Source organism: Arsukibacterium sp. MJ3 (assembly GCF_000987765.1).
Lineage (GTDB): Bacteria > Pseudomonadota > Gammaproteobacteria > Enterobacterales > Alteromonadaceae > Alishewanella.
In genome coordinates, this window is sequence record NZ_LAHP01000005.1 from 77,859 (window position 1) to 101,710 (window position 23,852).

Sequence of the window (23,852 nt, forward strand, 5' to 3'; positions counted from 1 at the left end):
TTGATGGGGCTTTTCTTCATTGAAAAGCCCTTTTTTATGATTAACAGCTTTTACTACGCGCCATGTTTGCTCGCTCTGCGTTAAGCAAGGCTAAAATATCATGACTTTTGGTTAGCACCCTAAGCTGCTGAAATAAGCGTGCTGCTGCGGGGTATTGCAGTTTTAAATAGCTAAACCACTGTTTTACCCGGTTAGCGTAGTATTTTCCTTTATCACCGGCTATTTCAAATTCCGAATAGTGCATTAACAGTTCCAACACTTGTGGCCATGGCATGACGACGCTGCCCTGTTTAATGGTGTGTGCTAGGTTTGGCATGGCTAATGCTCCGCGGCCCAGCATAATATCCTGACAAGTGCTTTGTTGCTGGCACAGCGTTGCATCAGCCGCGGTCCAGATTTCGCCATTGGCAATTATTGGTGTAGTGATATGTTGTTTAATACGGGCAATCCAGGGCCAATAGGCGGGTGGGCGGTAGCCATCGCTTTTGGTACGGGCATGCACCGTTAAACTGCTGGCACCTGCTGCACAGATAGCCTCGGCGTTGGCCAGCGTCAGGCTGGTGTCGTCATAGCCAAGGCGAATTTTAGCGCTAACCGGATAAGCAGTTGGCACGGCATCACGCACGGCTTTAACAATCTGGTATAACGTTTCGGTTTCTTTTAGCAGCACGGCACCGCCTCTGCTTTTATTGACTGCTTTTGCTGGGCAACCAAAGTTTAAATCGACCCCTGGCGAGCCGAGCTCAACAGCCCGCACGGCATTTTCAGCCAGCCAGTTTGGCTCCTGGCCGAGCAACTGCACCCGAACTGGGGTGCCTGCTCGCGTTTTACCTCCTTGTAGTAATTCAGGACAGATCCGATGGAACACTCTGGCCGGTAAACACTGATCGACAATTCGGATAAACTCCGTTATGCATAAGTCGTAGCCACCAATCTGGGTTAGCATTTCCCGCATCAGATGGTCTACCACACCTTCCATCGGTGCTAACACAATTTGCATATATCCGTCCTATTGCAGCCCGAAAAAATTAAGGGCGTCATTGTAGCCGGAACCGGAGTGATTGGATATTCTGAATAGCAGCAATCCTTAGCAATACACTGTGGTAGCGGTCTTAAAGGGTGTTGAGAGGCTATTTTTGGCGCCGACAGCGTTCGGAGCAATAGATTACATTATCCCAATTAAGCTGCCATTTTTTACGCCAGACAAAAGGGCGTAAACAACAAGGACAGGTTTTTTCCGGAAGCAGCGCTTTACGATGAACCATGGGTAGCCTTTTAGTGACATTACTTCAGGCTATATACGGTAAGGATGTCCTGCTGGTGCAGTAGCTCGGCAAAATCTGGCAGGCTCAGGCTTTCCAGCTCCAGTACATCGAGTATGGCACCGCTGAAACTTTGCCACTCTGGGTCAACATTAATACCATATAACACCCGGCTCTCGCCGCTAAAAAATTCGGCTAATTTCAACAGGGCAAATAACTGCTGCTCGTAATCATTAGCTGATTGCAGGATAAGCGCCGGACTATGGTGATAAGCAATAACATTACACAGTTCAGTAGTTAACCCCCACGATTGTGCAATTAAATACCCCAGTACTTCATGGCATGTTTGAAAATGCTGTTCTTCAATTTCACTATAACTCACGCCAGCTTGCAACCCTGATTGCATTAGTGCGGCATACTGCGGCGCTTGTGCGGTAATCAGCGCAATACCCGCATTATGAAATAACCCCAGGCTGTAACAATCATCTTGGGCACTTTGGTTTAAATTGAATTGCTTAGCCAGCGCCATGGCGATAGTGGCAGTATGTAAAGCACTGCTCCATAAGCGCTGGCTAAAAGCATCTTGCCGACCTTCAGCCAAGGTAAAACGCAATACTACGCTGCGTACCAGCGCCAGAACCCGGTTCAGGCCAAGATATTTACAAGCATGTTCAATTGAAGTGATTTTTTGACTCAAACCAAAAAAAGCTGAATTCACTACTTTTAAAGTAAAGCCAGCAATACCTACATCCAGATTAATCAAAGCAGCTATCCGGCTGATACTTGGCTCATTTATAGCCAGTTGCTGCTGAATATGTTGCAGGATCTCTGGTCTGGGTGGGATAGTAAAGCCGGTTAGAGCCCGTTCTATTAACGTCATATCTAGGGCGGTGGTCATAACGATTACTCCGTATACTGACTGGTAAATTACCGATAATCGCTATATTAAAAGAACGGCGTTATATTGCAATTTAATATGCTAACAATATTGTTAGGAATCAAGATAAGGCCGACCAACCATCAGCTGTTGGGCCAGCATTAACTCGCTTTGTTTATCTTTAAGTTGCAAATCATTAAATTGCACATCGAACTGAATAAGGTCATCGTCTGGCAGGGTAAGTGCTATCAGCTTATCGGGTACCTGATTGACCTGTCGATAGGCATTTATGGCAACTTGTGCTGCTTGCTCCATCAGGGTTAAAAACTGGCCTAACGGGTATTGCTGGAAAACCTCGGCATCTAAATGCGCCCAGCCGAGTAAGTCACCGCTGATGCTCCCATCAGCATGATCAGTGAACAACATGGATACTGCCGGAAAAGCTGGGTTTTCGCCTGCCACAAACTGCTCGATATCTGCTTCGTTAAATAATAGTACAAAACCAAAACCTGGACAGCCTTCGGCATCCATATCATCGAAAGAGGCATCGTACAGTAGAAATAAGCGATTTTCAGACGGATTGTCAGACACAGTGCCTCCGGAGTTAAACAAGAACCGGCTATTTTACCTTAGCTGAAGCGTGGGCTAAAGCCCTAAAGCCATTTTTTACTAAATTGGCTGGTTAATTTTGTGATCAACTGATTGCAGGTTCAGGTTGCCACGGCATTTCCAGCAATAATGCCAAGGCCGTTAACAGGGCCAGTTCACGGTCTTGTTGCTGCTGATCTGCAGCAACGGCTGCCAGAATGGCCTGCCAAATATGTTGTTTTAACAGTGGTGCCGCGCCCAGTAAGCTATTTAGCTGTTCAGTTAACGACACCCAGTCGCTATCTGGTTTTTCGGTATCAGCAGCCAGGCCTAAACTTTTTAAACCGGCTTGCCACGCTTGCTGTCGTGCTACTTGCTCGCCTGCGGTATTCGCCACGGCACTGAGCAGCAGCAGCGTTGGGCTTTGCACGCTAGCAAAATCAGTTTGGCGTTGACTTGCTATATGTTGCTTCGGTTCAAAGTGGCTCGCCACGGTATGCTCAATAAAACTGATAACAATCCATTCCAGTAATGTCAGTTGCTCATCAACGGCCGTTAACGCCAGCATGAGCTGCTCAAACTGCTGAAACTGGCTGTGGCTTAGCTCTTTTAAAGCGGGAATGGTGCGTTGTAGCAGTTGTATTTGTAATGGCAGGCTTAATGCCTGCACCGCATCGAGTACTTGATCCACTTGTTGTAACAGTTCAAGTGAGCCTTGTTCTTTAATCAGTTTTAATTGTGCAGCTGCATAGTCGGGATGTTGCAGCAGCAAGGCGCAAACAATAGCTTTCGCCTGTGGAGGTTGTCGGCTGCTTTGCACCAGCAAAATAGGTAATGCTGCTATCGTTTGCAGTACGCTGTGTGCTGTTGCCATTGGCTGGTCAGAAGCAGCTTTAGTCGTGGTATTTAGCTCAGATGCTACTGCCGACACCTGGCTAATCGGGGTTGGAAACTTGCCATTCCAGTGTGGTTCTAAGCGGGTTATGCGCGCTGCAAGCGGCGGATGGGTGGCAAAAATACTGACCCAGCCGGAAATGGCCTCAGCAAAAAACAAGTGGCTATTTTCATCAGCGTTTTGGTTTTTTACCTGGGTGCCTGCACCGTAAGCTCCAATCCGCTTCAGTGCCCCGGCAATACCTCTGGGATTACGGCTAAACTGCACGGCGGAGGCGTCCGCTAAATACTCACGTTGCCGGCTGACCGCTGCTTTGATCAGGTTGCCAAAAAAAGAGCCTAAATAACCAATTACCACTAATCCCAGCGCAATAGCCAAAATACCGCCGGCATTATTATTTTTATTATTGCTACTGCGACTTATACTGCGATTACTGCCACGGCTAGAACGCAGCATAAAATAGCCAATATGCCCTAAAAATAAAATGCCGTTTAAAATAGCAATCATCCGGATATTCATTCGCATATCGCCATTTAGGATATGGCTAAATTCATGGGCAACCACACCCTGCAACTCGTCGCGGTTTAATTGTTCTATACAACCACGGGTGATGCCAATAACGGCATCGCCAGGACTGTAACCGGCAGCAAAGGCGTTAATACCTTGCTCGGGTAATAAATAAACAGGGGGTACCGGCAGATTGGCGGCGATGGCCATTTCTTCTACCACATTTAACAAACGGCGTTCGAGAGGATCGCTGCTGGCTGCATCAATGCGGTTACCGCCGAGGCTGGTTGCAATGACCTTACCACCACCTTTAAGTTGCTGCCATTTAATTAACACGGCTATGCTTACTGCAGCAACAACCACTATGCTAGTAAAAAAAATAGTTGGCCAGGGTAGGTGTTGCCGCAGCATGGTAGTGGGATTAACCTGTTGCAAGTCAACTAAACCAAGTCCAATTAATACTAGTGCATTGGTTAATAACAGCAATAACAATACCGCCAGGCTAAACAGCGTTATCAGCATCTTGGTATTACGACGGGCTAAATCTTGCTGATTGAAAAAATTACTGGCCATGATGTATCAGAAACTCACTTTTGGAGCCGCTTGGATTAACGTACTATCTTCAAACTCCAGCAGTGTGGCATCGTTAGCATGTCCAAAACTGGCCGCGACTAATACCGGTGGGAAACTCTGCTTGTAAATATTGTATTCAGTAACTGCATCGTTAAAAGCTTGACGGGCAAATGCTACTCTGTTTTCAGTACTGGTCAGCTCCTCAGACAACTGCATCATATTTTGGTTTGCTTTTAAGTCAGGGTAAGCTTCCATAACCACATTTAGCCTGCCCATAGCACTTTGCAAAGCGCCTTCAGCGCCGGCCAGTTGGCTTATTGCTCCGGCATCACCAGGATTGTTGGCGGCTACTTTTAAACCGGCCATGGCTGCGTTCCGGGCGTTAATTACTGCTTCCAGCGTTTCCCGCTCGTGGGACATATAGGCTTTAGCTGTTTCAATCAGGTTAGGAATAAGATCGTAGCGACGTTTCAATTGCACTTCAATTTGCGCAAAGGCATTTTGGAAGCGGTTTTTAAGTTTTACTAGCTGATTAAAAATGCTAATTACATAAAAAATGATAACAGCGAAAATAACGAGCACTAAAAGTAAGGTCATAACCAGTTCCTGCAGCAGTAATTAGATACCAATATTGTTAACAACAGTTTAATCGAATGTCCAGCATTTCTTGTTCGGTAACGGCTAAAACAAGCCCAACGTGCAAGCTGCTATTTTAGTATCGCTACGGTATCATAGCTACATATCGTTAAAAGAAGTAATGTTGAGAGCGCCGATGACAGATTTTAAACATATTTCAGTAGCCGACACCGCCACCATGATGGGTCAGCAGCAGGTTATTATTGCGGATATCCGGGATGAACAGAGTTTTGCTGCGGGTCATATTGCCGGAGCGCATCATCTTAGCAACGGTAGCATTAGCCACTTTATGCAACAGGTAGAGTTTGACCAGCCTGTTGTTGTGGTGTGTTACCACGGCAATTCCAGCCAGGGTGCAGCGCAGTATTTGGTGCAACAAGGCTTTGAAAAAGTCTACAGTATGGATGGTGGTTTTAGCGAATGGCAGCAAAGTCAGCCATTTGAGCGCAGCGACGATGCATAAGCTGGCAGAGCTGAACAGTGCAAAAGCAGCATTATTATTTGCCGATTATTGTAAGAGCCAGGGACTTGAGGTTAGCGCTGAGCTGACTAATAATGGCCCGGCACTGTTGCACTGCAATGACGCCGATATGGCACAGGCAACTGAGCTACTTAATGAATTTATTCGCCAGCCACATCACCCGCGTTATCAGGCTGCTGCCTGGCAACGCAGCCAGCCAGCAGCGCAGAGCAGTCGCCAGCCGATGATCACCATTCCATGGCACAACATACGCACCAGTCCGCTAACAGTGTTGGTGTTATTATTATGTTTGGCGGTATATGGCTGGCTGCTGGTCGATTTTCAAGCTGCCAGAACCAGCTTACAGTTAACTGAGCCAAGCCAGCTGTGGCGTTGGTTTACACCGGCTTTGCTGCATTTCACGCTAACTCATTTGGTTTTTAATCTGCTCTGGTGGTTACTGCTAGCCTCTGCCCTAGAGCGCCGCTATGGTAGCCTGCGTTTGCTTAATTTTACTGTAATAACGGCTGTTATTTCTAATGCTGCTCAGTATTTTATGGTGGGCGATAATTTTGGCGGTCTATCTGGGGTGGTCTATGCGTTATTTGGTTTTTGCTGGTTAAGCCATAAGCGTTATCCGCAATCGCAATCTCGGGTGCTGATTAGCGATCCACTGGCAATATTTATGCTGGTATGGTTAGTATTGGGTTTTGCCGATGTGCTGTGGGTAAGCATGGCAAATTGGGCGCATTTGGCTGGTTTGCTGGCGGGGTTGGTTATGGCGCTGTTGATTAAACCTGAACAACACCAGCCAACTCATTGATATAAAAATTTAGTAAAGAGTAGGTCTTTGATAATAGCATCACCTGTTTCACGACGCAGAGTTTCTTGTAGTGCGGTTAAAATGGCAACGCGGATCTGTTCTCTGCCCGTTAATGACTTCACCTGATCTTCTGATTGTTTGCTTAAAATACCAATAATGGTATCCAGAATTAATGGTTCGTGGTGCTCTATTGCCGCTAAAAAACGTTTATCGGTTACCATCAGTTCTACCGTTACCCTGACATAACCTAGGGTGCGTCGGTTGCCAGAGACATAATTGGTAACGATGTCAGGGTCAAAACCATAATAAAAAAATTCTGGTGCTTGCTGCCTGGCGCTCGCCGGGGTCATGCTGCTCAGTAAAATGACAAGCGCTACTAGTGCTATTTTCATGCAGCCGGACCTTGTAATGCCATGTGGTGAAAGTACGTTAACCTTAATGTTTTCGCGGCGTCTTTACCAGTTTATTTCTACTACTGTTTGTGGTTTTTCAGCTGAAAAGGCCAGCTGAACTTGTTATCATTCGAGAACTTACCCATTAACCCGAGCATTTTAGTGGCCCAACCTGCTATTTCACTCGCTGCGAACTGGCAATTAGCCAGTACCATGAGTCTGCCGCCAATGCTGCAAGCCTGGTTGCTGGAGCCGGCATCGTTAACCGCCCGCTTAAAAGCCCATACCCGGAATTTTCAGTTACAAGTGTTGCAGCAACAAACGCACGCTTTGCCAGATTTTATTCAGGTTTTATTACCTGGCGTTGCGAGTGCCCAATGTCGCGAAGTATTAATGAGCTGTAATCAGCTGCCGAGTGTCTATGCCCAAAGCTGGCTGCCACTGTCTACGCTTACTGCATTGCAGCCACTGGCCGAGCTAGGCCAGCAGCCGCTGGGCGAAATTATTTTTCAGCAACCACAGCAACTACAACGCAGCGCTATTGAAGTTGCCAGAGTGCAACTTTGTCAGCAATTGACAACAACCGTCGCAGCGGGCGAATACTGGGCCAGAAGATCGGTATTTACGTTAGCCGGTCATCCTTTATTAGTCGCTGAAGTATTTTTAGATGGTGTACTGGCGCTATGAGTTGGCAGCTAAGTTGGCAACGTTGGTCCGATTATCGGCTGTTGATGCGACTGGATAAACCTATTGGTATTTATCTGCTACTGTGGCCAACCTGGTGGGCATTATGGCTGGCAGCCGAAGGCACACCAGATATTGCCTTGCTGCTGATATTTACCCTTGGGGTAATACTAATGCGCTCAGCCGGTTGTGTTATAAATGACTATGCTGACCGGCACGTAGATGGTCTGGTTGAGCGAACTGCACAGCGGCCTTTGGCGCAGGGCAGGGTAACGGCAACTGAAGCCATCCAACTATTTCTGGTATTAATCGCCTTAAGTGCCAGCTTATTGGTGTGGTTAAACTGGCAAACAGTAGTGTTGTCGTTAGTGGCCTTGTTTCTGGCGGCCGCTTACCCTTTTATGAAGCGCTACACGCATTTACCACAACTGGTGTTAGGCGCTGCATTTAGCTGGGGTATGCCAATGGCCTTTATGGCAATTCAACTGCAATTACCGGCGTTGGTGTGGTACTTGTATCTGGCAAATATGCTGTGGACGGTAGCTTACGATACCTATTATGCTTTGGTTGATCAGCCTGACGACGTAAAGGCCGGTATTAAATCTACCGCAATTTTGTTTGGTAAACAGGCGTTGCCGGTTATTGTGCTGCTGCAATTAGTAACTTTGCTATTACTAGGGTACGTTGGGTTACTGGCACAATTAAGTCTTATTTATTATGTTGCTTTATTGTGTAGTGGTCTGGCGTTTTTTTATCAATATCGCCTGGCGGTAAAAAGTCGTGTTGGTTGTTTTCAGGCTTTTTTGCATAATCATTATGTTGGTTTACTAGTATTTACTGGTATCGCGTTGCATTATTTATTCAGTGCTTGAGCTGGCAATATCTCGTCTAATTTACTACAGGAAATCATAATGAAACACCGACTGTTTGCTGCTTTCTTATTACTGGTTAGTATTAATGCCTACGCGGCGCCCGCCCGTGTTATTTTTCCTGCAGCTGAAATTAACATTGCAGGTAGCAATATCGTGGTGCAACTGGCTAATACCGATGCACTGCGCGAGCGTGGCCTGATGTTTCAAAAACGCGCTGAACCGGGAATGTTATTGCTTTACCCTGAACCAAGAATGATCAGCCTATGGATGCGTAATACCAATTTAAGTCTGGATGTAGCTTTTATTGACAAGGAATGGCGCATTATGGCAATAGCCTCATTGCAACCCCTTGACGAGACTCCGGTTTCAGCACCAGCGGCTGCTTTGGCTGCTCTGGAAATGCCCCGGGGCTGGTTTGCAGAGCGTAACATTAGGGTTGGCGAACAATTGCAGTTAGTCAAATAGCTTGCCAAGTGCTAATGGGTTAACGGCTGGGATCAATAAGTCCATTGTTGCTATTGTTATGTCTGAACCAGCCTGCAATGCTATAGCGCTCATCAAATACAGTTAACACCTCATGCGCGAAGCGTTCACTTTCAAACAATACTAAGCTGCCGGCTAGCGGCTTTATTCGGCATAATTCACTATCATCCGGGTTATACAGCACCAATTCGCCACCGTTGTTAACATCATTCAGATAGCTTACGGTGGTTAATAGCCGATTAGAGCGACCTTTGAAGGCGTCGACATGTTTTTGGTAAAAGTCATCTTGCTGATAGCGGGCAAAGTGACATTCAAAATCAAACAACCCAAGAAAAAATTGACGATTAAGCTGTAACTGCAATTTATGCATAAGCTGTAAGTATTCTTGTTGAGCTTGGCTTTGGCCATCAAACCATTGTGTTTTATCACGGCGGATCTGATGGTTTACCGTATAAGCGTGGGCCCGGCCAATGCCAGCCGAAGTTAACGTTGCATAATTTTTTACTTCGTCTAATAATTGTTGATTTAACCTGTTAGGTAAAAAAGCGGGTAGCACGGCCCAGCCATGTAAATAAAACTGTTCGAGCATAGCGTTGTTACAGCAGCTGTCATCACCCGCGCCACTATTGCTGTTAGCGTTATCATTACTGCTGATGGTTGCAACACGTTCTGTCATAGTGTAACCCTTAATAAACTGGCTGCTTTTTACGGTGTCTGCTAAATACTGTCTAATAACATGAACTTATCTTCAGGATAAGAATGGTTAGCCACTAAGCCCAGTGGCTTTACTGAGCTAAAGCGGGTGTTTAGGCGTAGTGGCTACTAAAGTTACGTTAAATAAGGAAATTAATATGCAAAAATCTTTCTGGCTTGGTGCTGCCGCCGTGGCGTTCAGCTTAACGGCTATTTCGGGTTGTAGCCAATCTATTTCTGACTACAAGCAATTAACGCCTGCCTTATCGTTAGACCAGTTTTTACTTGGCTCAGGTAAAGCTTACGGTGTTATGCACGACTGGCAGGGTAAGCAAGGTGTCAGGTTTGTAGCGGATTTATGTGGTGAATGGCAACAAGGGCAAGGCGATCTTTATGAAGTATTTTATTTTAGCGATGGCCGGATAGAGCAGCGACATTGGCAACTTAGCCAAAACAGTGATGGTCAGGTTAAGGGCACTGCAGGTGATGTTGTCGGGGAAGCTACCGGCCAATTAGCCGGTAATAGTTTGTACTGGGAATACGTATTGCGGATACCTTACGATGGCGATACTTTAGACGTAACGGTAAAAGATTGGCTGCATTTGGTTGATGACAATAATTTGATTAACCGGACAACTTTGCATAAATTTGGTTTTAAAGTGGCTGAACTTACGCTTTCTATTCAGCAACTTGATCCTAAAGCAGATTGTAGTGCTTTAAAGCAGCAAGTTGCTGAAATTGCAGCAGGTGGCTAACGTGTAGGTTGTGGAAATTGCACAAAAATCTGAGCAACTGTGCGTGCAGCAGCTTCGCGCGGTTGTTCTAAATCAAGTTGTTTTAACGTACCCTCAGCAATACCTTCCCAGACTAACTGCCTTTTATCAGCGTCTATCAAGTCAATATTTACTGTTCCCACTTTATAGTGGACCGTACTAACGTCGGTGCTGTAAACCGGAAAACCCGCGTAAACTATACCGCGTCGATAATGGTAGTAGCCATAATGATAGCTGGTAGTTGGAATACTGCGTGTTTCTGAACGGTTAGCCACATTAGAGTTAAAATTTACCAGTAATTGCGGGCTGGACTTATCATACTTATAGCCTCTGGCAGTTAATTCGGCACTAATGGCGTCTTTAAAATGCTGGGTAACCAAGGTGGTATAACCAGCACGATCGGTTGCAAGTTCTGAGACAAAGGCAAACGTTTGATATTGGCTAAAATCGACATTGGCCGCTTTATCTGAACGCACGATTGGCCCGCTGCTACAGGCCGCCAAGGTTGCCGCGATTAAGGCAACTCCCATCAGCTGAATCAATCTTTTAGTCGTTGCTCGTGTAATTATCGTCATTGTAATTCCCTGTTACTTGTAATTGAATTTTGATAAGCGGCGTGCTATTAAGTTGCATTGGGTAGCGGAACCCTTTGAAGGCATTTATAATCATCTGTATCACTAAATTGCCACGCCTTATATTTATTATGGCATGCTAAGTATGATAAAACAGTAGTTGACTAAATACACATTAGCGTTAGCTATCGGTCGCAACTCATATTACACTCATTCCCAATGTGCGACAGGGATCTCGGCACGCCGATGACAGTATGCAGCCGGGGCGGCTGTTTAATTCGAGACCAGAACATGAATGCAGTTAAGAAAAATAATAATAACGAACAGCAACTGGCCGCAGAGCTGGAACAACAAGCGCAGCAGCAATTAGCGGCCAGTTTGGCTGACTTTGGTAAGCAGCTTATGAATCAACAGCAACAGTTGTTGCAAGGCTATGCTGAGCAGGTTTTAGTTGAGTCGCAAAGTCAGTGGCAGCAGCGGCTAGATGAGCAGGAGCAGGCTTACCAAAAGTTGTTGAAAGAGTGGCAACAAACCAAACAGCAACTAGATGAAGCGATGCCTGTGGCTAATGCCGATAATCAGGAGCGAGCCAACCTGAAGCAACAATTTGGCGAAACAACTAAACAGTTGTCAGCGTTGTCTGCTGAATTTACCAAGGCTCAGCAACATAATAAGGCATTAAGTGAGCGAGAAATAAACCTCGAACAGCAACTTGCTGAGCTTATGCATGAACTTGAATTAGAACAACACAAAACCCGTCATTTTGCCCAAACACTAAAATCAGCCCAACAAAACACCGTCGATCCTGAAAAAATAGCGCAGTTAAATGCTGAGTTAGAGCAAGCAAGGGCGCAAGCACATGAAAGTAAGCTGGCATTGCAAAAGTTAGAATCTGCAGCGCAACAGCATCAAACTGAACAACAGCATAGTGAACAGCAGCTAGCCCAGTTGAATGACCGTTTGCAGGCTTTACAGCAAAATGCTGAGCAGCAGGTACAAGCTCAGCAGGATAAATTACAGGCGTTAGCAAAAAGTCAGCAGCAGGTTGTTGATTTTGAGCAAAAGCTGGCTGAACAAGCACAACAACTTACTGATGTCGAACAGCAAAAAAATCATCTTAGCCAACAATTAGCTGAGCTTTCAGTACACAGCGAAGCGCTGCAGGCTCAGGTAAGTACGTTTGAACAACAACAACATGAGTTAGCAGATAACAGCGCTGAACTGGCGGCTGAACAAAGCCGCTTGCAAACTGAAGTTGATAGTACTAATGAGCTATTAAATCAAAACCAAACCCGCAGTAAAAAACTGGAAGCACAACTTGATCATGCGGTGAACCGCCAGCAGGCGGCTGAGCAAAAGCAACAATATGAGGCTGATCAAAGCCGGGAAATGATTCGGCAACTGCGTACTCAGTTGTCAGAGCAGGACGAGCTTAACCAGCAGCATGTTAGCGAACTCGAGCAAAAAATTATGGAATACAAACTTAAGTTCGAATATGCTCAAAAACAACTGGCTGTATCGGGTTAATAGCGGGCGTTAATCCGTGCAGGAGAGATATGAAAGAAAAAGCGAATAATTTCCAGTTAATGCGTGATTTGGGGTTTTATCAACAGGCTGCAATTGCAGCCTGTTTGCTTGAGCGCATGTTACCCAATTATCAATTATTTTCCGAAGTAAGTGAATTTGGTGACGCCGCCGCCTTGCGTCATATGCTTGAACTCAGCTGGGAGTGGTTAACAGTAAAAAAAGCTAAAATTAACTTTCCCCGTTTAGCTGAAGAGCTAGAGCCATTAATTCCTGAGGTGAATCATTTCACCATGTTTGGTGTTTACCCAGCGGTTGATTGCGCCACCGCACTGGATGCCATGTTTAATGGTATTAGTCAGCAAGATAGCAGCGAATTTATTAATGTCGCTAAAATTTCGCAGGCTACCGTGGCCCGTTTGATTGAGCATCAGGCTGAAGATGAAGATATTACCAGTGAGAATGAGTTAAAAAAGCATGTGCGCGATCATCCGTTAATGGCTTATGAAATGGAGTGTCTGGCAGAGCTGATAGAGCTGGTTCGCGTAATGAAGCAAATAGAACGCGAACAAATGTTGCAATTAAAAGCCTGGGTGCAAGAGCAAGGCTTAACAAACTTAGGTATGGAATTAAGTTAAGCGGCTCTCTATAAGTGATTATTTATCAAGCAATGAGTTACAAGCATCGATATAAAAAAGGCCTGCATTAATTGCAGGCCTTTATATTTTTACTGCTATATTAACGTTTTTGTCTGCGGCGCATAGCCGAAACTAATAACAAGCCTAAACTAAACATCGCCAGAGTTTCTGTTTCTGGCACACTGATTGGTGGTTCAACTACAATAGCGCCATTTCGGGCATTAAAAATATAACGGCCGTCAAAGCCACTGTTTAAGCGGTTGCTGACTAATGCATTGCTGCCGCCATCTAAAAAGGCGCCATTTACTGCTGAACCTGCCAGCTCAAAAAAGCTACCCGCATCTCCCGTGCCGTTTGAAAAACCTGCACGGGCTGAATCGCCACCTAAGCCATTATCATCGCCGTCGCTTGCAGTGCCGGTTTCCCACTGTATTTGGTCGTAGTTAAAAATAATATCAAAGTCACCAATACTAATATCTGAACGGTCGACCAAAATTAACTGAAAGCTATTGCGATTAGTATGAGTTGGGCTGCTATCAAAATAATCAACATCTAACCAATTTACCCCAAACGCCAGCATGCCAGCAAAAGAGCCAGTGCCATAAGTGACAGGATTGCCCGCTTCTCGTGTATCTACATCAGCAAAGAAAGGCGATATAATCTGCTGGCCCGTTGAGGTAAGATCAAATGGGGTGTAAGTGGATAGCGCTTCATCGAAAGTAACATTACCATTGTTGTTAACAAATAACTGGCTAAACGTTAGGCCAAAAAAGTTTACATCAAAGCCAATGTTAACTGCGGCGGTGGAGTTATCATCGTTGGCGGGTAAGGTGGAAGCATTAAAACCAGGCTCAATAATGCTGGCTTGGCTTACAAAGCTGCTACTAACCGTAAGCAGCGCCGCTAAAGCAATATATTTTAATTTCATGATTGGTAAGTCCTTTTTGTAAGTGAATATCACTATGCGACTTTACATCATTAAATAAACAAACAAGCCGGACTGTAAAACATTCAATAAATAAGCCAACTTTTTAATCATTGAAATGTCAATACTTTTATTTGAAGGTTTTTTTTTGCGTAAAAAATGCTGACGTTTATCTGGTGCTGGACCATAACCGATAAGCCAGTTGGCCGGCGATTTTTTCTTTTAACAGTTGCCAATTAGCGGGGATGGCCGTTATAGGTAATTCTTTTTCAGTTTCTAAATAAATCAATGCATTGGCGCTAAGCCAACCGTTTTGTTCTAGTAACTGGCAACAAGGCAGCGCCAGTTGCTGACGAAAAGGCGGGTCAACCAGCACTATCTGGTATTGGCGGCTTGCCGGTACGGCTAGATAACGTAAACAGTCAGCATTAATCACTTCTGCCTGGCTGGCTTTTAGGCCGGTTAATAGCGTTTGCAGTCGTTTGGCTTGGGCCGGATCTTTTTCAATCAGGCTGGCATAGCTGGCATAGCGTGATAACGCCTCAAACGCTAAGGCACCGGAACCGCTGAAACAGTCAAGAACTGTACTGTCAGTAATATCATGCATTAGCCAGTTAAACAGCGTTTCTTTTACCCGGTCAGTAGTGGGACGTAAGCCAATAACATCGGCAACAGGTAAGCGCCGACCGCGCCACTGACCGCTAATGATCCTGACAAAGCCCGGTTGGCCATTGGTACTTTTTAGGGTTTTAGCTTGTTTCATTGTTTCCGTTTTGCCTGCCGGTTAAAGGTGATAGTATTAAGTATAATATTATCCTGAATACTGCCTTCGACACAAAAGCTTATGACAAAACAGAAAAATATCTTCTCCTGGCTTGGCCTGGGTAATAAAAAGACTGAATCAGCAGAACCAGCAAAAGAGCCGAAGGCCGACAATACGACAGTGGTGCTTGATGAAACCATATCGGACCCGGTTACACAGGATACTGCTGCATTAGCAACGGCTGCAGCTTTGCAGCAGCTTGACCCTGTTGTTCAGGCAGTAGCAGAGGGCCCGCTTAAAAAAGCAGGCCTTTTCAGCCGGCTGAAACAAGGTCTGTCTAAAACCAGTCAGAATCTGGGTGATGGCCTGGCCAGTTTATTCAGTGGCAAGAAAATTGATGATGAGCTGTATGAAGAACTGGAAACCCAGTTGCTGATGGCCGATGTTGGTATGGAAACAACCCAGCAGCTGATCACTCAGTTAACCCAGCATGCTAATCGCAAAGCATTAAAAGATGCTGGCATATTATTTAGCCAGTTGCAGCAAGACATGGCAGCGTTACTGGCTAAGGTAGAGCAACCTCTGGTGGCCAGTCATCCGGGGGGGCCTTTTGTAATTTTGATGGTCGGGGTTAATGGTGTGGGTAAAACCACGACTATTGGTAAAATGGCTCAGCAATTCCGTCAACAAGGCAAATCGGTAATGTTAGCCGCGGGCGATACCTTTCGTGCTGCTGCAGTTGAGCAACTGCAAGTTTGGGGCGAGCGCAATAAAATTCCGGTAATTGCCCAACACACTGGTGCTGACAGTGCTTCGGTTATTTTTGATGCTTATCAGGCGGCTAAAGCCCGTAAAGTCGATATTCTTATTGCCGATACCGCAGGGCGTCTGCAAAATAAAGCGCATTTAATGGAAGAGCTGAAAAAAATTGTTAAAGTACTGAAGAAAATTGATGACAGTGCGCCGCATGAAGTGATGCTGACGCTTGATGCGGGTACCGGTCAGAATGCATTGAGCCAGGCTAAAATTTTTAATGAAGCGGTACCATTGACAGGTATTACCCTGACCAAACTGGATGGCACGGCCAAAGGAGGGGTGATATTTGCCATTGCTAATCAGTTCAGTGTACCTATCCGCTATATCGGCGTAGGTGAAGCCATTGACGATTTACGCCACTTTAACAGTCAGGACTTTATTAAAGCTTTGTTTAGTAAGGAAAGCTAACAATGTTACAGTTCGATCAGGTGAGTAAAAGTTACCCCGGTGGATTTGTTGCCTTAGATCGCATCAGTTTTCGGCTGGAGAAAGGTGAAATGGCTTTTCTGACTGGCCATTCTGGTGCAGGTAAGAGCACCTTACTGAAGTTAATCAGCTTAATTGAACGTCCTACTGCTGGCCGTGTGCTGATTAATGACATAGAGCTAAGCCGGATCAAACGCAGTCAAATTCCCTATGTGCGGCGTGATGTTGGTATTATTTTTCAGAATCACCGTTTACTAATGAACCACACCGTATTTGACAATGTGGCCTTGCCTTTAGTCATTGAAGGTTTTACTGGTAAAGAAATGGTGAAGCGGGTTCATGCTGCGCTAGACAAAGTGGGGTTGCTCGATAAAGTACGTTGTTTACCGGCAACCTTATCCGGTGGTGAGCAACAGCGGGTTGGCATTGCCCGGGCTGTCGTCAATAAACCCCCTTTACTGTTAGCGGATGAACCAACAGGCAACCTTGATCCAGACTTGTCGAAAGACACCATGCGGGTATTCGAAGCTTTTAATCAGGTTGGCGTGTCTGTGCTGGTTGCAACACACGATCTTGGACTGGTGGCGCGCATGAAATATCGTACTCTGACGTTAAAACACGGCAGGATGATCAACGACGGCTTGCTGCAATATCAGGAGCCGTTATGAGTATTCTGTTTACTGGTAGGGCTACCGGCGCCGCTGCTAAAAAAATTGGTTTGTTGCGACGCTTTATCATGTTTTGGTTAAACCATATCCGGCAGGCTATCGCCAGCCTTGGAGAGTTATGGCGAACACCATCAGCTTCTGTTTTAACGATAGCAGTGTTGGGGGTAAGTTTAACCTTGCCTGCTACCCTGCATTTGCTGGTAAAAAACATGCAGCAAATCAGTAGCAGTTTTACGCAAGCGGCAGAAATAAGTTTGTATATTCGTGAGCAGACGGCCGACAATCAAGTGCAAAGTCTGGTGGCTATATTACGGGCAGATCCTGAGATAGCGCAGGTTATTTTTGTTAGTAAACAGGAGGCGATGGCTGAATTTCAGCAAATTTCTGGTTTTGGTGCCGCCCTCAATTATTTAAGTACTAACCCTTTACCAGATTTAATCCGAGTGTTACCTAAAAATACGGCGCTTGAGGCTGCGGGAAGGCTTTTACAGCGGTTGAGCGACGAGCGAGTAGTGGAATTTGCCAAGTTAGATATTGACTGGTTAACCCGATTAAATGCCATTGTGGGTATGTTACAACAAGCCGTGCTTATTATTGCCTTGTTACTGTTAAGTGCCGTATTACTTATTGTAGGTAATACCATTCGCCTGTCTATTATGAATAAAAAAGATGAAATTGAAGTCATGAAACTGGTCGGGGCAACGGACGCGTTTATTCAAAGACCCTTTTTATATACCGGAGTCTGGTTTGGCGTTTTTGGCGGCTTATTAGCGTTTCTGGTGGTGGAAGCCATGCTCTGGTGGCTGCAAAGTGCAATAAGTAATGTCACTGCATTGTATCAAAGCGACTTTAGTTTACAGGCAATGAATTTCAATGAATTCCTCAGTTTGTTGCTGATTGCCATCTTGTTGGGCCTTACAGGGTCTTATTTATCCGTGCGCCGCCATATCAGTGTCATAGAACCCACCGGCCCTTAATAACGTTTAATTATTAATGTTATTTTTTTAGAATAACCAGATCTTAAAAACAACCAATCCAAAATTAGCACTCTCGCGTAAAGAGTGCTAACATACTTGCATTAGTTTTAACAAGGATTGGCACACTATGACAACCAAAGCAGAATTTATGCCGCTTACCGTCGCAGCCAGCGGCAGCCTTGAGGCTTATACTCATGCCGTTAGCACTATTCCGATGTTAACTGCAGACCAGGAGCGCAGCTTGGCTGAGCGTTTACAGCAAGGTGGCGATCTTACTGCCGCCCGGCAGTTAATTATGTCGCACTTACGCTTTGTGGTGCATATTGCGCGCAGTTATTCAGGTTATGGTTTGCCAATAAGCGACTTAGTGCAGGAAGGTAATATTGGCTTGATGAAAGCCGTTAAGCGTTTTGATCCGACTGTTGGTGTACGTTTAGTGTCTTTTGCTGTGCACTGGATTAAAGCTGAAATACACGAATACGTGTTAAAAAATTGGCGCATAGTTAAAATCGCTACTACTAAGGCGCAGCGAAAATTGTTTTTTAACCTGCGTAAAGCGAAAAAGCATTTAGGTTGGTTTAATCAGGATGAAGTTAAGCACGTTGCTGAGTCACTGGGCGTAGCTGAGCATGAAGTACGGGAAATGGAGTCCCGGATGAGCAATTATGATATGCCGTTTGATGCTCCAGACGAGGATGATGACTCGGCTTTCACTGCACCAGTATATTATTTGCAAGACAAAGCGTCTGATTTGGCTATTCAGGTAGAAGACGAGCAATGGGACAGCGCCGCGGCAGACCGGCTACAGGCGGCAATGCGTACCTTGGATGACCGAAGTCAGGATATCGTCCGCGCCCGCTGGTTAGACAACAACAAATTAACCTTACAAGAATTAGCAGAACGTTATCAGGTATCGGCAGAGCGTGTGCGCCAGCTTGAGAAAAACGCCATGAAAAAACTGCATTCTGCTCTTAGCTAAACATTCTTTTGTTCGCTATAAAGCGAGTAAAAAAATCCCGTTTAAACAACGTATAAAACCTGCTTAATGCAGGTTTTTTTAATCGCCCTAAACCGAATTTTATTATGGTGCAGAGATAGCCGGAGCGGTGAAACCGGCTGCTACGACGTCATGTTCAAGTGGTAATAACGCGGAAATACCCACTAATTCGATACCATGCTTGTTAAGCAGCGGCAGATTTTTTTTCAAAAATTCATAAGTCTGTGGATAGGGGTGGCCAATAGCAATGGCGGCCTGATGTCGTTTAGCAATATGCAGTAGTTGTTGAAATTGGCGCTGTAACGCCGCCTCAGACAAATCGTTGTCCAGAAATACATGACGACTTAAGCTGGCGACGCCATATTGTCGGGCGTACAACCGTGCTTTACTTTGCGGTGTGGTTAGGCTGTCAACAAAAAACAGCTGACGTTGTCTTAAGTATTCCATGGTCCAGGCCATGGGCTGGTCTAGCTCTGTGTACAAGCTTCCCATATGATTATTAACCCCGATGGCATAAGGAATGTCGGCTAACGCCGACTGCAAGGCTGCACGAACCTGCTGTCTATCCATATTGCGAGTTAACGCCCCAGGGCCAAGGCTTTTGCCATTGTTAGCTTCCATAGGCATATGCAACATTACATCTTTTTGCTGCGAGAAGGCCAGTTGTGCCGATTTAGGACCATAAGGGGTGTGAGGAAGCACCGATAATGTTAGCGCAAAAGGCAGCGCCACCATTTTTAAATCGTTTTTTTGATAACCGATATCATCAATGATAATGGCAATGCGCGGTTTTTCTGCCAACACATCGAAGCACAGCAGAGCACTTAGCGCTAGCCCAAATAAAAGTATACGCACGCGATTGATATTCCTGTTTTTGCCAATTATAGTGGCGCAAGCTAACTTTGGTCGCAACCTATTTTAACCTTTGTTTTTGCTAAGCCAAGGGAGTGGGTTGACTGCATCACCCTTTTCCCGTATTTCAAAGTACAATCCTGCATTAGCTTGTCCACCACTGATACCAACTGATGCTATGGTTTCACCAGCAATAATTTGCTCCCCAGGTTGTTTTAAAATGTTTTGGTTATGGCCATATAAGCTCATAAAACCCTCACCATGATCCAACACAATAACCCAGCCATAGCCTTTTAACCAATCAGCATAAATTACTCTGCCATCAGCAATAGCCTGTACCGGATTACCTTCACGGCCCTGGATCAGAATACCTCGAGAACGCATACCGCCCTGGCGGTTTTCACCAAATCCTTGTAACAAAGGACCATTTAGCGGCCAGCGCAGTTTACCCTTATTAGCAACTAAACCCAGCAGTTCACGACTGCGCTCAGCCAGAGCTCGCAGTTGGTCTATAGTGTTTTGTAAACTGCTTTCGTTTTGGCGCAAATAATTAAGCTGATTACCTTGTTCTTTTAGCACCGTTTGTAATTGTTTCACCGCTTGCTGTTGCTCCGTTTTTACGGATAACAGTTGTTGCTGCTGCTGTTGTTGTTCAAAAAGGGTACTTTGCAGCTGCTGTTGCTGTCCGGCAAGTTCTTGCATTACCTGTTCTAGCTCTAACACGGTGTTATTGATTTCAGCTAACTGCTTTACCCTGGCCCGGTTAAAATATTGGTAGTAAGTTAAGAGCCGTTCCAGTTTGCCGGTATCCTGCTGGTTAAGCAGCAAGCGCGTATAGTCATGTTGGCCGAGGCTGTAAGCACTTTTTAACTGAGCGGCTAATAAGTCTTGCTGTTGTTGCAACTCAGTTTTCAACTGCTGCTCACGGTTAAGTAATTGCTGGCCACGTTGCTTTAGATCGGCAAGTTGTTGCTCAGTGTTAAGCAGCAATGCTGACGCTTTGGCCAATGCCCGATCTGACTGCTGCAACTGTTTTGCTGATTTATTAAGTTGCTGCTGCTGACGTTTAAGCTGGCGCTCGGTGGTTTTTATTTGTTGTTGAACTTGTTGCAGTTCTTGTTGTTGTTGCACTTGCTGCGTTTCCTGCAAGCCAAAAGCAGGTGCTATAGTTAACGCACAGCACAACAATAACAACCATAGTACCTGTTGGCCAAGGTGAGTAATGAAATGACGTATCATCAGGCTACCGGTTAACACTGCTTCAATGGCATCAGCACCTTGCCGGTCATTTCAGCTGGTTTGGGCAAGTTTAATAAGTGCAGCATCGTCGGTGCGATATCGCTTAAAATACCACCATCAATAGCCGTTGCGGGTCGACCGACATAAATTAATGGTACCGGACCACTGGTATGCGCGGTATGGGCTTGACCTGAGTTAGGGTCTTGCATCATTTCTGCATTGCCATGATCAGCGGTAATTAAACACTCGCCGCCAACTTGTTGTAAGGCTGACACTACCCGGCCTACACAATGATCGACGGCTTCTACTGCGGTAATTGCCGCGGCTAAAATACCGGTATGTCCCACCATATCGCCATTTGGATAGTTACAAATAATCACGTCAAAATCACCGCTTTGAATAGCGTTAACCAGTTGGTCAGTCAGTTCAGTTGAGCTCATTTCAGGCTGTAAATCATAGGTTGCTACTGAGGGTGACTGTACTAAAATCCGGCTTTCACCGGCAAATTCAGTCTCCCGGCCTCCACTGAAAAAGAACGTAACATGGGCATACTTTTCGGTTTCTGAGATCCGCAATTGCGTTTTATTATGTTTAGCCAGCCATTCACCTAATACATTATGCAGGGCTTCCGGTGGATAGGCGCAAGGCGCATCAATATCGGCGGCATATTGTGTCAACATCACAAAGTTTGCCAGTTTCGGCTGATGTGTGCGTTTAAAGCCGTTAAAATCAGGTTCGGTAAAAGCTCTGCTGAGTTGGCGGGCTCGGTCGGCACGAAAGTTCATAAAAATTAGCGTGTCGCCATCTTGCATTTGCACAGGCTTGCCAGCTGCACCAGTAATTACCGTTGCCCGCACAAATTCGTCGTTTTCATCACGTTGATAAGCATCTTTTAAGGCGCTAATAGCATCTTTAGCTACAAATTTAGCGTTACCCTGAGTAAGTAAATCATAGGCTTGTTTTACCCGATCCCAGCGTTTATCCCGGTCCATGGCAAAATAACGACCGATTATCGAGGCTATTTGGCCACTGCCACTTTGAGCAAAATGTTCTGTTATTTTGCCCAGTGAGGCTTTTGCACTGCGCGGTGGCGTATCGCGGCCATCTAAAAACGCATGAAAATAGACCGGTCCTGCGCCGTGTTGCTCTGCCAATTTTATCATTGCCAGGATATGTTCTTCATGGCTATGTACCCCGCCATCAGATAATAAGCCCATGATGTGCACTGCCTTGCTGTTATTTTTGGCAGTTGTCACGGCATCAAGTAATACCTTGTTAGTAAAAAAATCACCATCTTTAATCGCCTTAGTGATGCGGGTGAAATCCTGATACACCACCCGGCCTGATCCCAAATTGACATGGCCTACTTCAGAATTACCCATTTGACCAGCAGGCAAGCCAACATCAAGGCCAGAGCCAGAAATTAAGCTGTGTGGGTGCTCTTGCCAAAGTTTATCCATTACCGGGGTGTTGGCCTGGGCTATCGCGTTATTGTCAGTTTGTTCGCGGTATCCCCAGCCATCAAGAATTAACAATACTAGGGGCTTTCTGGGATGATTCATGCTGACTCCGGTTTTGATTTAGCTGAACATTTAAGCGAGCTTTGTATCTTACCGCTTTTTCTAACTTTCTCCAGCCCGGATTGACCGTTTTAGGGCTGCTTTCTTAGAACAAAATCGTTATACTCAGGCCACTTTAATGAGTTCAGAGTAAGATTTAACGCTATGGCGCAGTTTACTGAGTTTGTCACAAATCACCCTATGCTAAGTCTGGCGTGGGCTATTATCTTTTTTTTGTTAGTGGGCGGCTGGATAAAATCCCGTTTTTCGGCTATCCGCCAGTTGTCACCAACTGAGCTAACGATGTTGGTGAATCGGCAGGATGGGGTAGTGCTAGACATCCGCAGTGAAGACGACTTTAAAAAGGGTCATATTGCTGGTGCCCGTCAATTGAGCGCAAGTCAAATTACTGAGCAGAAACTTGCTGGGCTTGAAAAGCAAAAAGATGCGCCCATTATTGTGGTATGCCAGACAGGAATGAGTGCTCATAAAAGTGCAGCTGCACTGGCTAAGCAAGGTTTCACGAATGTCGCCATGTTACAGGGCGGAATGGGGGCCTGGTCCGGTGCCAGTCTACCGGTAGTTAAAGCAAAGAGGTAAACATGGCAGAAGTGGTTATTTACACTAAGGCGTATTGTCCTTACTGTGTTCGGGCAATATCGCTACTTGAACAAAAAAAGGTAGCTTATCAGGAAGTAAAAATTGATCAGCAGCCAGAGCGACGGGCTGAAATGATTGAAAAAGCTAACGGCCGCTCAACTGTACCACAAATTTTTATTGGTACGACTCATATCGGGGGATGCGATGAAATGTTCGCGCTGCAGGCAGCCGGCAAACTCGATTCACTATTAACTGCATAACTTAAATTAGGAATTATTCATGGCCGATCAACAGGCAAACGGTGTTGCTACCGAGCAACAATCACAAGGTTTACAATTTGCTATTCAACGAATTTTTGTTAAAGATATTTCGTTTGAAGCGCCGAACGCTCCGGCTATTTTCCGTAAAGAGTGGAAGCCAGAAGTTAAACTGGATTTAGATACCCGCAGCGAAAAAGTAGAAGAGGGCGTTTATCAGGTCGTTTTGTCATTGACGGTGACCACCACCGTAGGCGAAGAAACGGCCTTTTTGTGTGAAGTACAGCAAGCCGGTATTTTTTCTATAGGTGAGCTGGAAGAAGCGCAGATGGCACATATGTTAGCCGCATTTTGCCCCAACATCTTGTTCCCTTACGCCCGCGAAGCCGTATCTAGTCTGGTAAACCGTGGTACCTTCCCGCAGCTAAACCTGGCGCCGGTTAACTTTGATGCTTTATTTGCACAGTATCTGCAAAAGCGTCAGGCCGATGCGCAAGGCGTTAAAGCTGACGCATAATAGT

Annotated in this window: 29 protein-coding genes; 15 read left to right on the plus strand and 14 right to left on the minus strand. The window is 45.5% G+C overall.

Annotated elements, in window-relative coordinates; all coding sequences use genetic code 11:
* Nucleotides 1–40 precede the first annotated feature (40 nt).
* The 6 genes from dusC to VT06_RS05360 all read right to left on the minus strand — a co-directional run bounded on the left by dusC (nucleotide 41) and on the right by VT06_RS05360 (nucleotide 5,299).
* Nucleotides 41–1,000, minus strand: coding sequence for a tRNA dihydrouridine(16) synthase DusC (dusC, locus tag VT06_RS05340; protein WP_046553246.1), 960 nt, complete (start codon nucleotides 998–1,000; stop codon nucleotides 41–43).
* Nucleotides 1,001–1,130: 130 nt separating this feature from the next.
* Nucleotides 1,131–1,265 carry a DUF2256 domain-containing protein gene (locus VT06_RS18715; RefSeq protein ID WP_082122449.1) on the minus strand — a complete coding sequence of 45 codons (135 nt, stop codon included), beginning with the start codon at nucleotides 1,263–1,265 and terminating at the stop codon, nucleotides 1,131–1,133.
* 19 nt (nucleotides 1,266–1,284) lie between these two features.
* Entirely contained in the window at nucleotides 1,285–2,160 is an 876-nt protein-coding gene (locus tag VT06_RS05345) for an HDOD domain-containing protein (RefSeq protein WP_046553247.1), read from the minus strand.
* Between the two features lie 93 nt (nucleotides 2,161–2,253).
* A complete protein-coding gene (locus VT06_RS05350; RefSeq protein ID WP_200897913.1) occupies nucleotides 2,254–2,730 on the minus strand; it encodes a hypothetical protein in 477 nt (158 codons plus the stop codon).
* A gap of 103 nt (nucleotides 2,731–2,833) precedes the next feature.
* Nucleotides 2,834–4,702 (minus strand): M48 family metallopeptidase, encoded by a 1,869-nt coding sequence (locus tag VT06_RS05355; protein WP_046553248.1) that lies wholly within the window; start codon nucleotides 4,700–4,702, stop codon nucleotides 2,834–2,836.
* Nucleotides 4,703–4,708: 6 nt separating this feature from the next.
* Nucleotides 4,709–5,299: a LemA family protein gene (locus tag VT06_RS05360; protein ID WP_046553249.1), complete on the minus strand. Its 591-nt coding sequence runs from the start codon at nucleotides 5,297–5,299 to the stop codon at nucleotides 4,709–4,711.
* 175 nt (nucleotides 5,300–5,474) lie between these two features.
* On the opposite strand from VT06_RS05360, the gene glpE reads away from it, so the two are divergent.
* Nucleotides 5,475–5,801, plus strand: coding sequence for a thiosulfate sulfurtransferase GlpE (glpE, locus tag VT06_RS05365; protein WP_046553364.1), 327 nt, complete (start codon nucleotides 5,475–5,477; stop codon nucleotides 5,799–5,801).
* Nucleotides 5,794–6,621, plus strand: a complete 828-nt coding sequence (gene glpG / locus VT06_RS05370; protein WP_046553250.1) for a rhomboid family intramembrane serine protease GlpG — start codon at nucleotides 5,794–5,796, stop codon at nucleotides 6,619–6,621. Before glpE ends, glpG begins: the two co-directional genes overlap by 8 nt.
* On the opposite strand, the gene VT06_RS05375 is transcribed toward glpG, so the two are convergent.
* Entirely contained in the window at nucleotides 6,615–7,013 is a 399-nt protein-coding gene (locus VT06_RS05375) for a flagellar basal body-associated protein FliL (RefSeq protein ID WP_052750175.1), read from the minus strand. The genes glpG and VT06_RS05375 overlap by 7 nt on opposite strands.
* Nucleotides 7,014–7,133: 120 nt before the next feature.
* Between VT06_RS05375 and VT06_RS05380 the strand changes: the two genes are divergently transcribed.
* The 3 genes from VT06_RS05380 to VT06_RS05390 are packed head-to-tail and all read left to right on the plus strand — an operon-like array spanning nucleotide 7,134 to nucleotide 9,034.
* A complete protein-coding gene (locus tag VT06_RS05380; RefSeq protein WP_235357366.1) occupies nucleotides 7,134–7,700 on the plus strand; it encodes a chorismate lyase in 567 nt (188 codons plus the stop codon).
* The gene (gene ubiA / locus VT06_RS05385) at nucleotides 7,697–8,569 is read left to right on the plus strand and encodes a 4-hydroxybenzoate octaprenyltransferase (protein ID WP_046553252.1); all 873 of its coding nucleotides are present in this window, start codon (nucleotides 7,697–7,699) and stop codon (nucleotides 8,567–8,569) included. The genes VT06_RS05380 and ubiA overlap by 4 nt, the downstream gene beginning before the upstream one ends.
* A 39-nt stretch (nucleotides 8,570–8,608) precedes the next feature.
* A complete protein-coding gene (locus VT06_RS05390) occupies nucleotides 8,609–9,034 on the plus strand; it encodes a DUF192 domain-containing protein (RefSeq protein ID WP_046553253.1) in 426 nt (141 codons plus the stop codon).
* A 19-nt stretch (nucleotides 9,035–9,053) separates the two neighbouring features.
* On the opposite strand, the gene VT06_RS05395 is transcribed toward VT06_RS05390, so the two are convergent.
* The gene (locus VT06_RS05395; protein WP_082122450.1) at nucleotides 9,054–9,728 is read right to left on the minus strand and encodes a 2OG-Fe(II) oxygenase; all 675 of its coding nucleotides are present in this window, start codon (nucleotides 9,726–9,728) and stop codon (nucleotides 9,054–9,056) included.
* Between the two features lie 175 nt (nucleotides 9,729–9,903).
* Between VT06_RS05395 and VT06_RS05400 the strand changes: the two genes are divergently transcribed.
* Entirely contained in the window at nucleotides 9,904–10,500 is a 597-nt protein-coding gene (locus VT06_RS05400; RefSeq protein ID WP_046553254.1) for a DUF3833 family protein, read from the plus strand.
* Here the strand turns inward: VT06_RS05400 and VT06_RS05405 are convergent.
* The gene (locus VT06_RS05405) at nucleotides 10,497–11,093 is read right to left on the minus strand and encodes a DUF4136 domain-containing protein (protein WP_046553255.1); all 597 of its coding nucleotides are present in this window, start codon (nucleotides 11,091–11,093) and stop codon (nucleotides 10,497–10,499) included. The two genes, VT06_RS05400 and VT06_RS05405, sit on opposite strands and share 4 nt — an antisense overlap.
* A gap of 288 nt (nucleotides 11,094–11,381) precedes the next feature.
* Here VT06_RS05405 and VT06_RS05410 point away from each other — a divergent pair, with 288 nt between their 5' ends.
* Nucleotides 11,382–12,617, plus strand: a complete 1,236-nt coding sequence (locus tag VT06_RS05410) for a hypothetical protein (RefSeq protein WP_046553256.1) — start codon at nucleotides 11,382–11,384, stop codon at nucleotides 12,615–12,617.
* Between the two features lie 29 nt (nucleotides 12,618–12,646).
* Nucleotides 12,647–13,252: a YjaG family protein gene (locus VT06_RS05415; RefSeq protein WP_046553257.1), complete on the plus strand. Its 606-nt coding sequence runs from the start codon at nucleotides 12,647–12,649 to the stop codon at nucleotides 13,250–13,252.
* Nucleotides 13,253–13,352: 100 nt separating this feature from the next.
* On the opposite strand, the gene VT06_RS05420 is transcribed toward VT06_RS05415, so the two are convergent.
* A complete protein-coding gene (locus VT06_RS05420; protein ID WP_046553258.1) occupies nucleotides 13,353–14,180 on the minus strand; it encodes a nidogen-like domain-containing protein in 828 nt (275 codons plus the stop codon).
* 166 nt (nucleotides 14,181–14,346) lie between these two features.
* Nucleotides 14,347–14,940, minus strand: a complete 594-nt coding sequence (gene rsmD / locus VT06_RS05425) for a 16S rRNA (guanine(966)-N(2))-methyltransferase RsmD (RefSeq protein ID WP_046553259.1) — start codon at nucleotides 14,938–14,940, stop codon at nucleotides 14,347–14,349.
* 81 nt (nucleotides 14,941–15,021) lie between these two features.
* Here rsmD and ftsY point away from each other — a divergent pair, with 81 nt between their 5' ends.
* The 4 genes from ftsY (at nucleotide 15,022) to rpoH (ending at nucleotide 18,806) form a co-directional block, all read left to right on the plus strand.
* Nucleotides 15,022–16,164, plus strand: a complete 1,143-nt coding sequence (gene ftsY / locus VT06_RS05430) for a signal recognition particle-docking protein FtsY (RefSeq protein ID WP_046553260.1) — start codon at nucleotides 15,022–15,024, stop codon at nucleotides 16,162–16,164.
* Between the two features lie 2 nt (nucleotides 16,165–16,166).
* Nucleotides 16,167–16,850, plus strand: a complete 684-nt coding sequence (gene ftsE, locus VT06_RS05435) for a cell division ATP-binding protein FtsE (RefSeq protein WP_046553261.1) — start codon at nucleotides 16,167–16,169, stop codon at nucleotides 16,848–16,850.
* A complete protein-coding gene (gene ftsX / locus VT06_RS05440; RefSeq protein ID WP_046553262.1) occupies nucleotides 16,847–17,827 on the plus strand; it encodes a permease-like cell division protein FtsX in 981 nt (326 codons plus the stop codon). The genes ftsE and ftsX overlap by 4 nt, the downstream gene beginning before the upstream one ends.
* Nucleotides 17,828–17,954: 127 nt before the next feature.
* Nucleotides 17,955–18,806, plus strand: coding sequence for an RNA polymerase sigma factor RpoH (rpoH, locus tag VT06_RS05445; protein WP_046553263.1), 852 nt, complete (start codon nucleotides 17,955–17,957; stop codon nucleotides 18,804–18,806).
* A gap of 102 nt (nucleotides 18,807–18,908) precedes the next feature.
* Here rpoH and VT06_RS05450 read toward each other — a convergent pair whose 3' ends face one another.
* The 3 genes from VT06_RS05450 to gpmM form a co-directional block, all read right to left on the minus strand.
* A complete protein-coding gene (locus tag VT06_RS05450) occupies nucleotides 18,909–19,679 on the minus strand; it encodes a divergent polysaccharide deacetylase family protein (RefSeq protein ID WP_152658982.1) in 771 nt (256 codons plus the stop codon).
* Nucleotides 19,680–19,742: 63 nt separating this feature from the next.
* Complete coding sequence (locus VT06_RS05455; RefSeq protein WP_046553368.1) at nucleotides 19,743–20,915, minus strand: murein hydrolase activator EnvC; 1,173 nt, start codon at nucleotides 20,913–20,915, stop codon at nucleotides 19,743–19,745.
* Nucleotides 20,916–20,926: 11 nt separating this feature from the next.
* On the minus strand, nucleotides 20,927–22,477 hold the full coding sequence (gpmM, locus tag VT06_RS05460) for a 2,3-bisphosphoglycerate-independent phosphoglycerate mutase (RefSeq protein ID WP_046553264.1): 1,551 nt from the start codon (nucleotides 22,475–22,477) through the stop codon (nucleotides 20,927–20,929).
* 162 nt (nucleotides 22,478–22,639) lie between these two features.
* Between gpmM and VT06_RS05465 the strand changes: the two genes are divergently transcribed.
* The 3 genes from VT06_RS05465 to secB are packed head-to-tail and all read left to right on the plus strand — an operon-like array spanning nucleotide 22,640 to nucleotide 23,848.
* Complete coding sequence (locus VT06_RS05465; protein WP_046553265.1) at nucleotides 22,640–23,074, plus strand: rhodanese-like domain-containing protein; 435 nt, start codon at nucleotides 22,640–22,642, stop codon at nucleotides 23,072–23,074.
* 2 nt (nucleotides 23,075–23,076) lie between these two features.
* Entirely contained in the window at nucleotides 23,077–23,334 is a 258-nt protein-coding gene (gene grxC, locus VT06_RS05470; protein WP_046553266.1) for a glutaredoxin 3, read from the plus strand.
* A 19-nt stretch (nucleotides 23,335–23,353) separates the two neighbouring features.
* Nucleotides 23,354–23,848, plus strand: a complete 495-nt coding sequence (gene secB, locus VT06_RS05475) for a protein-export chaperone SecB (protein WP_046553267.1) — start codon at nucleotides 23,354–23,356, stop codon at nucleotides 23,846–23,848.
* Nucleotides 23,849–23,852 lie beyond the last annotated feature (4 nt).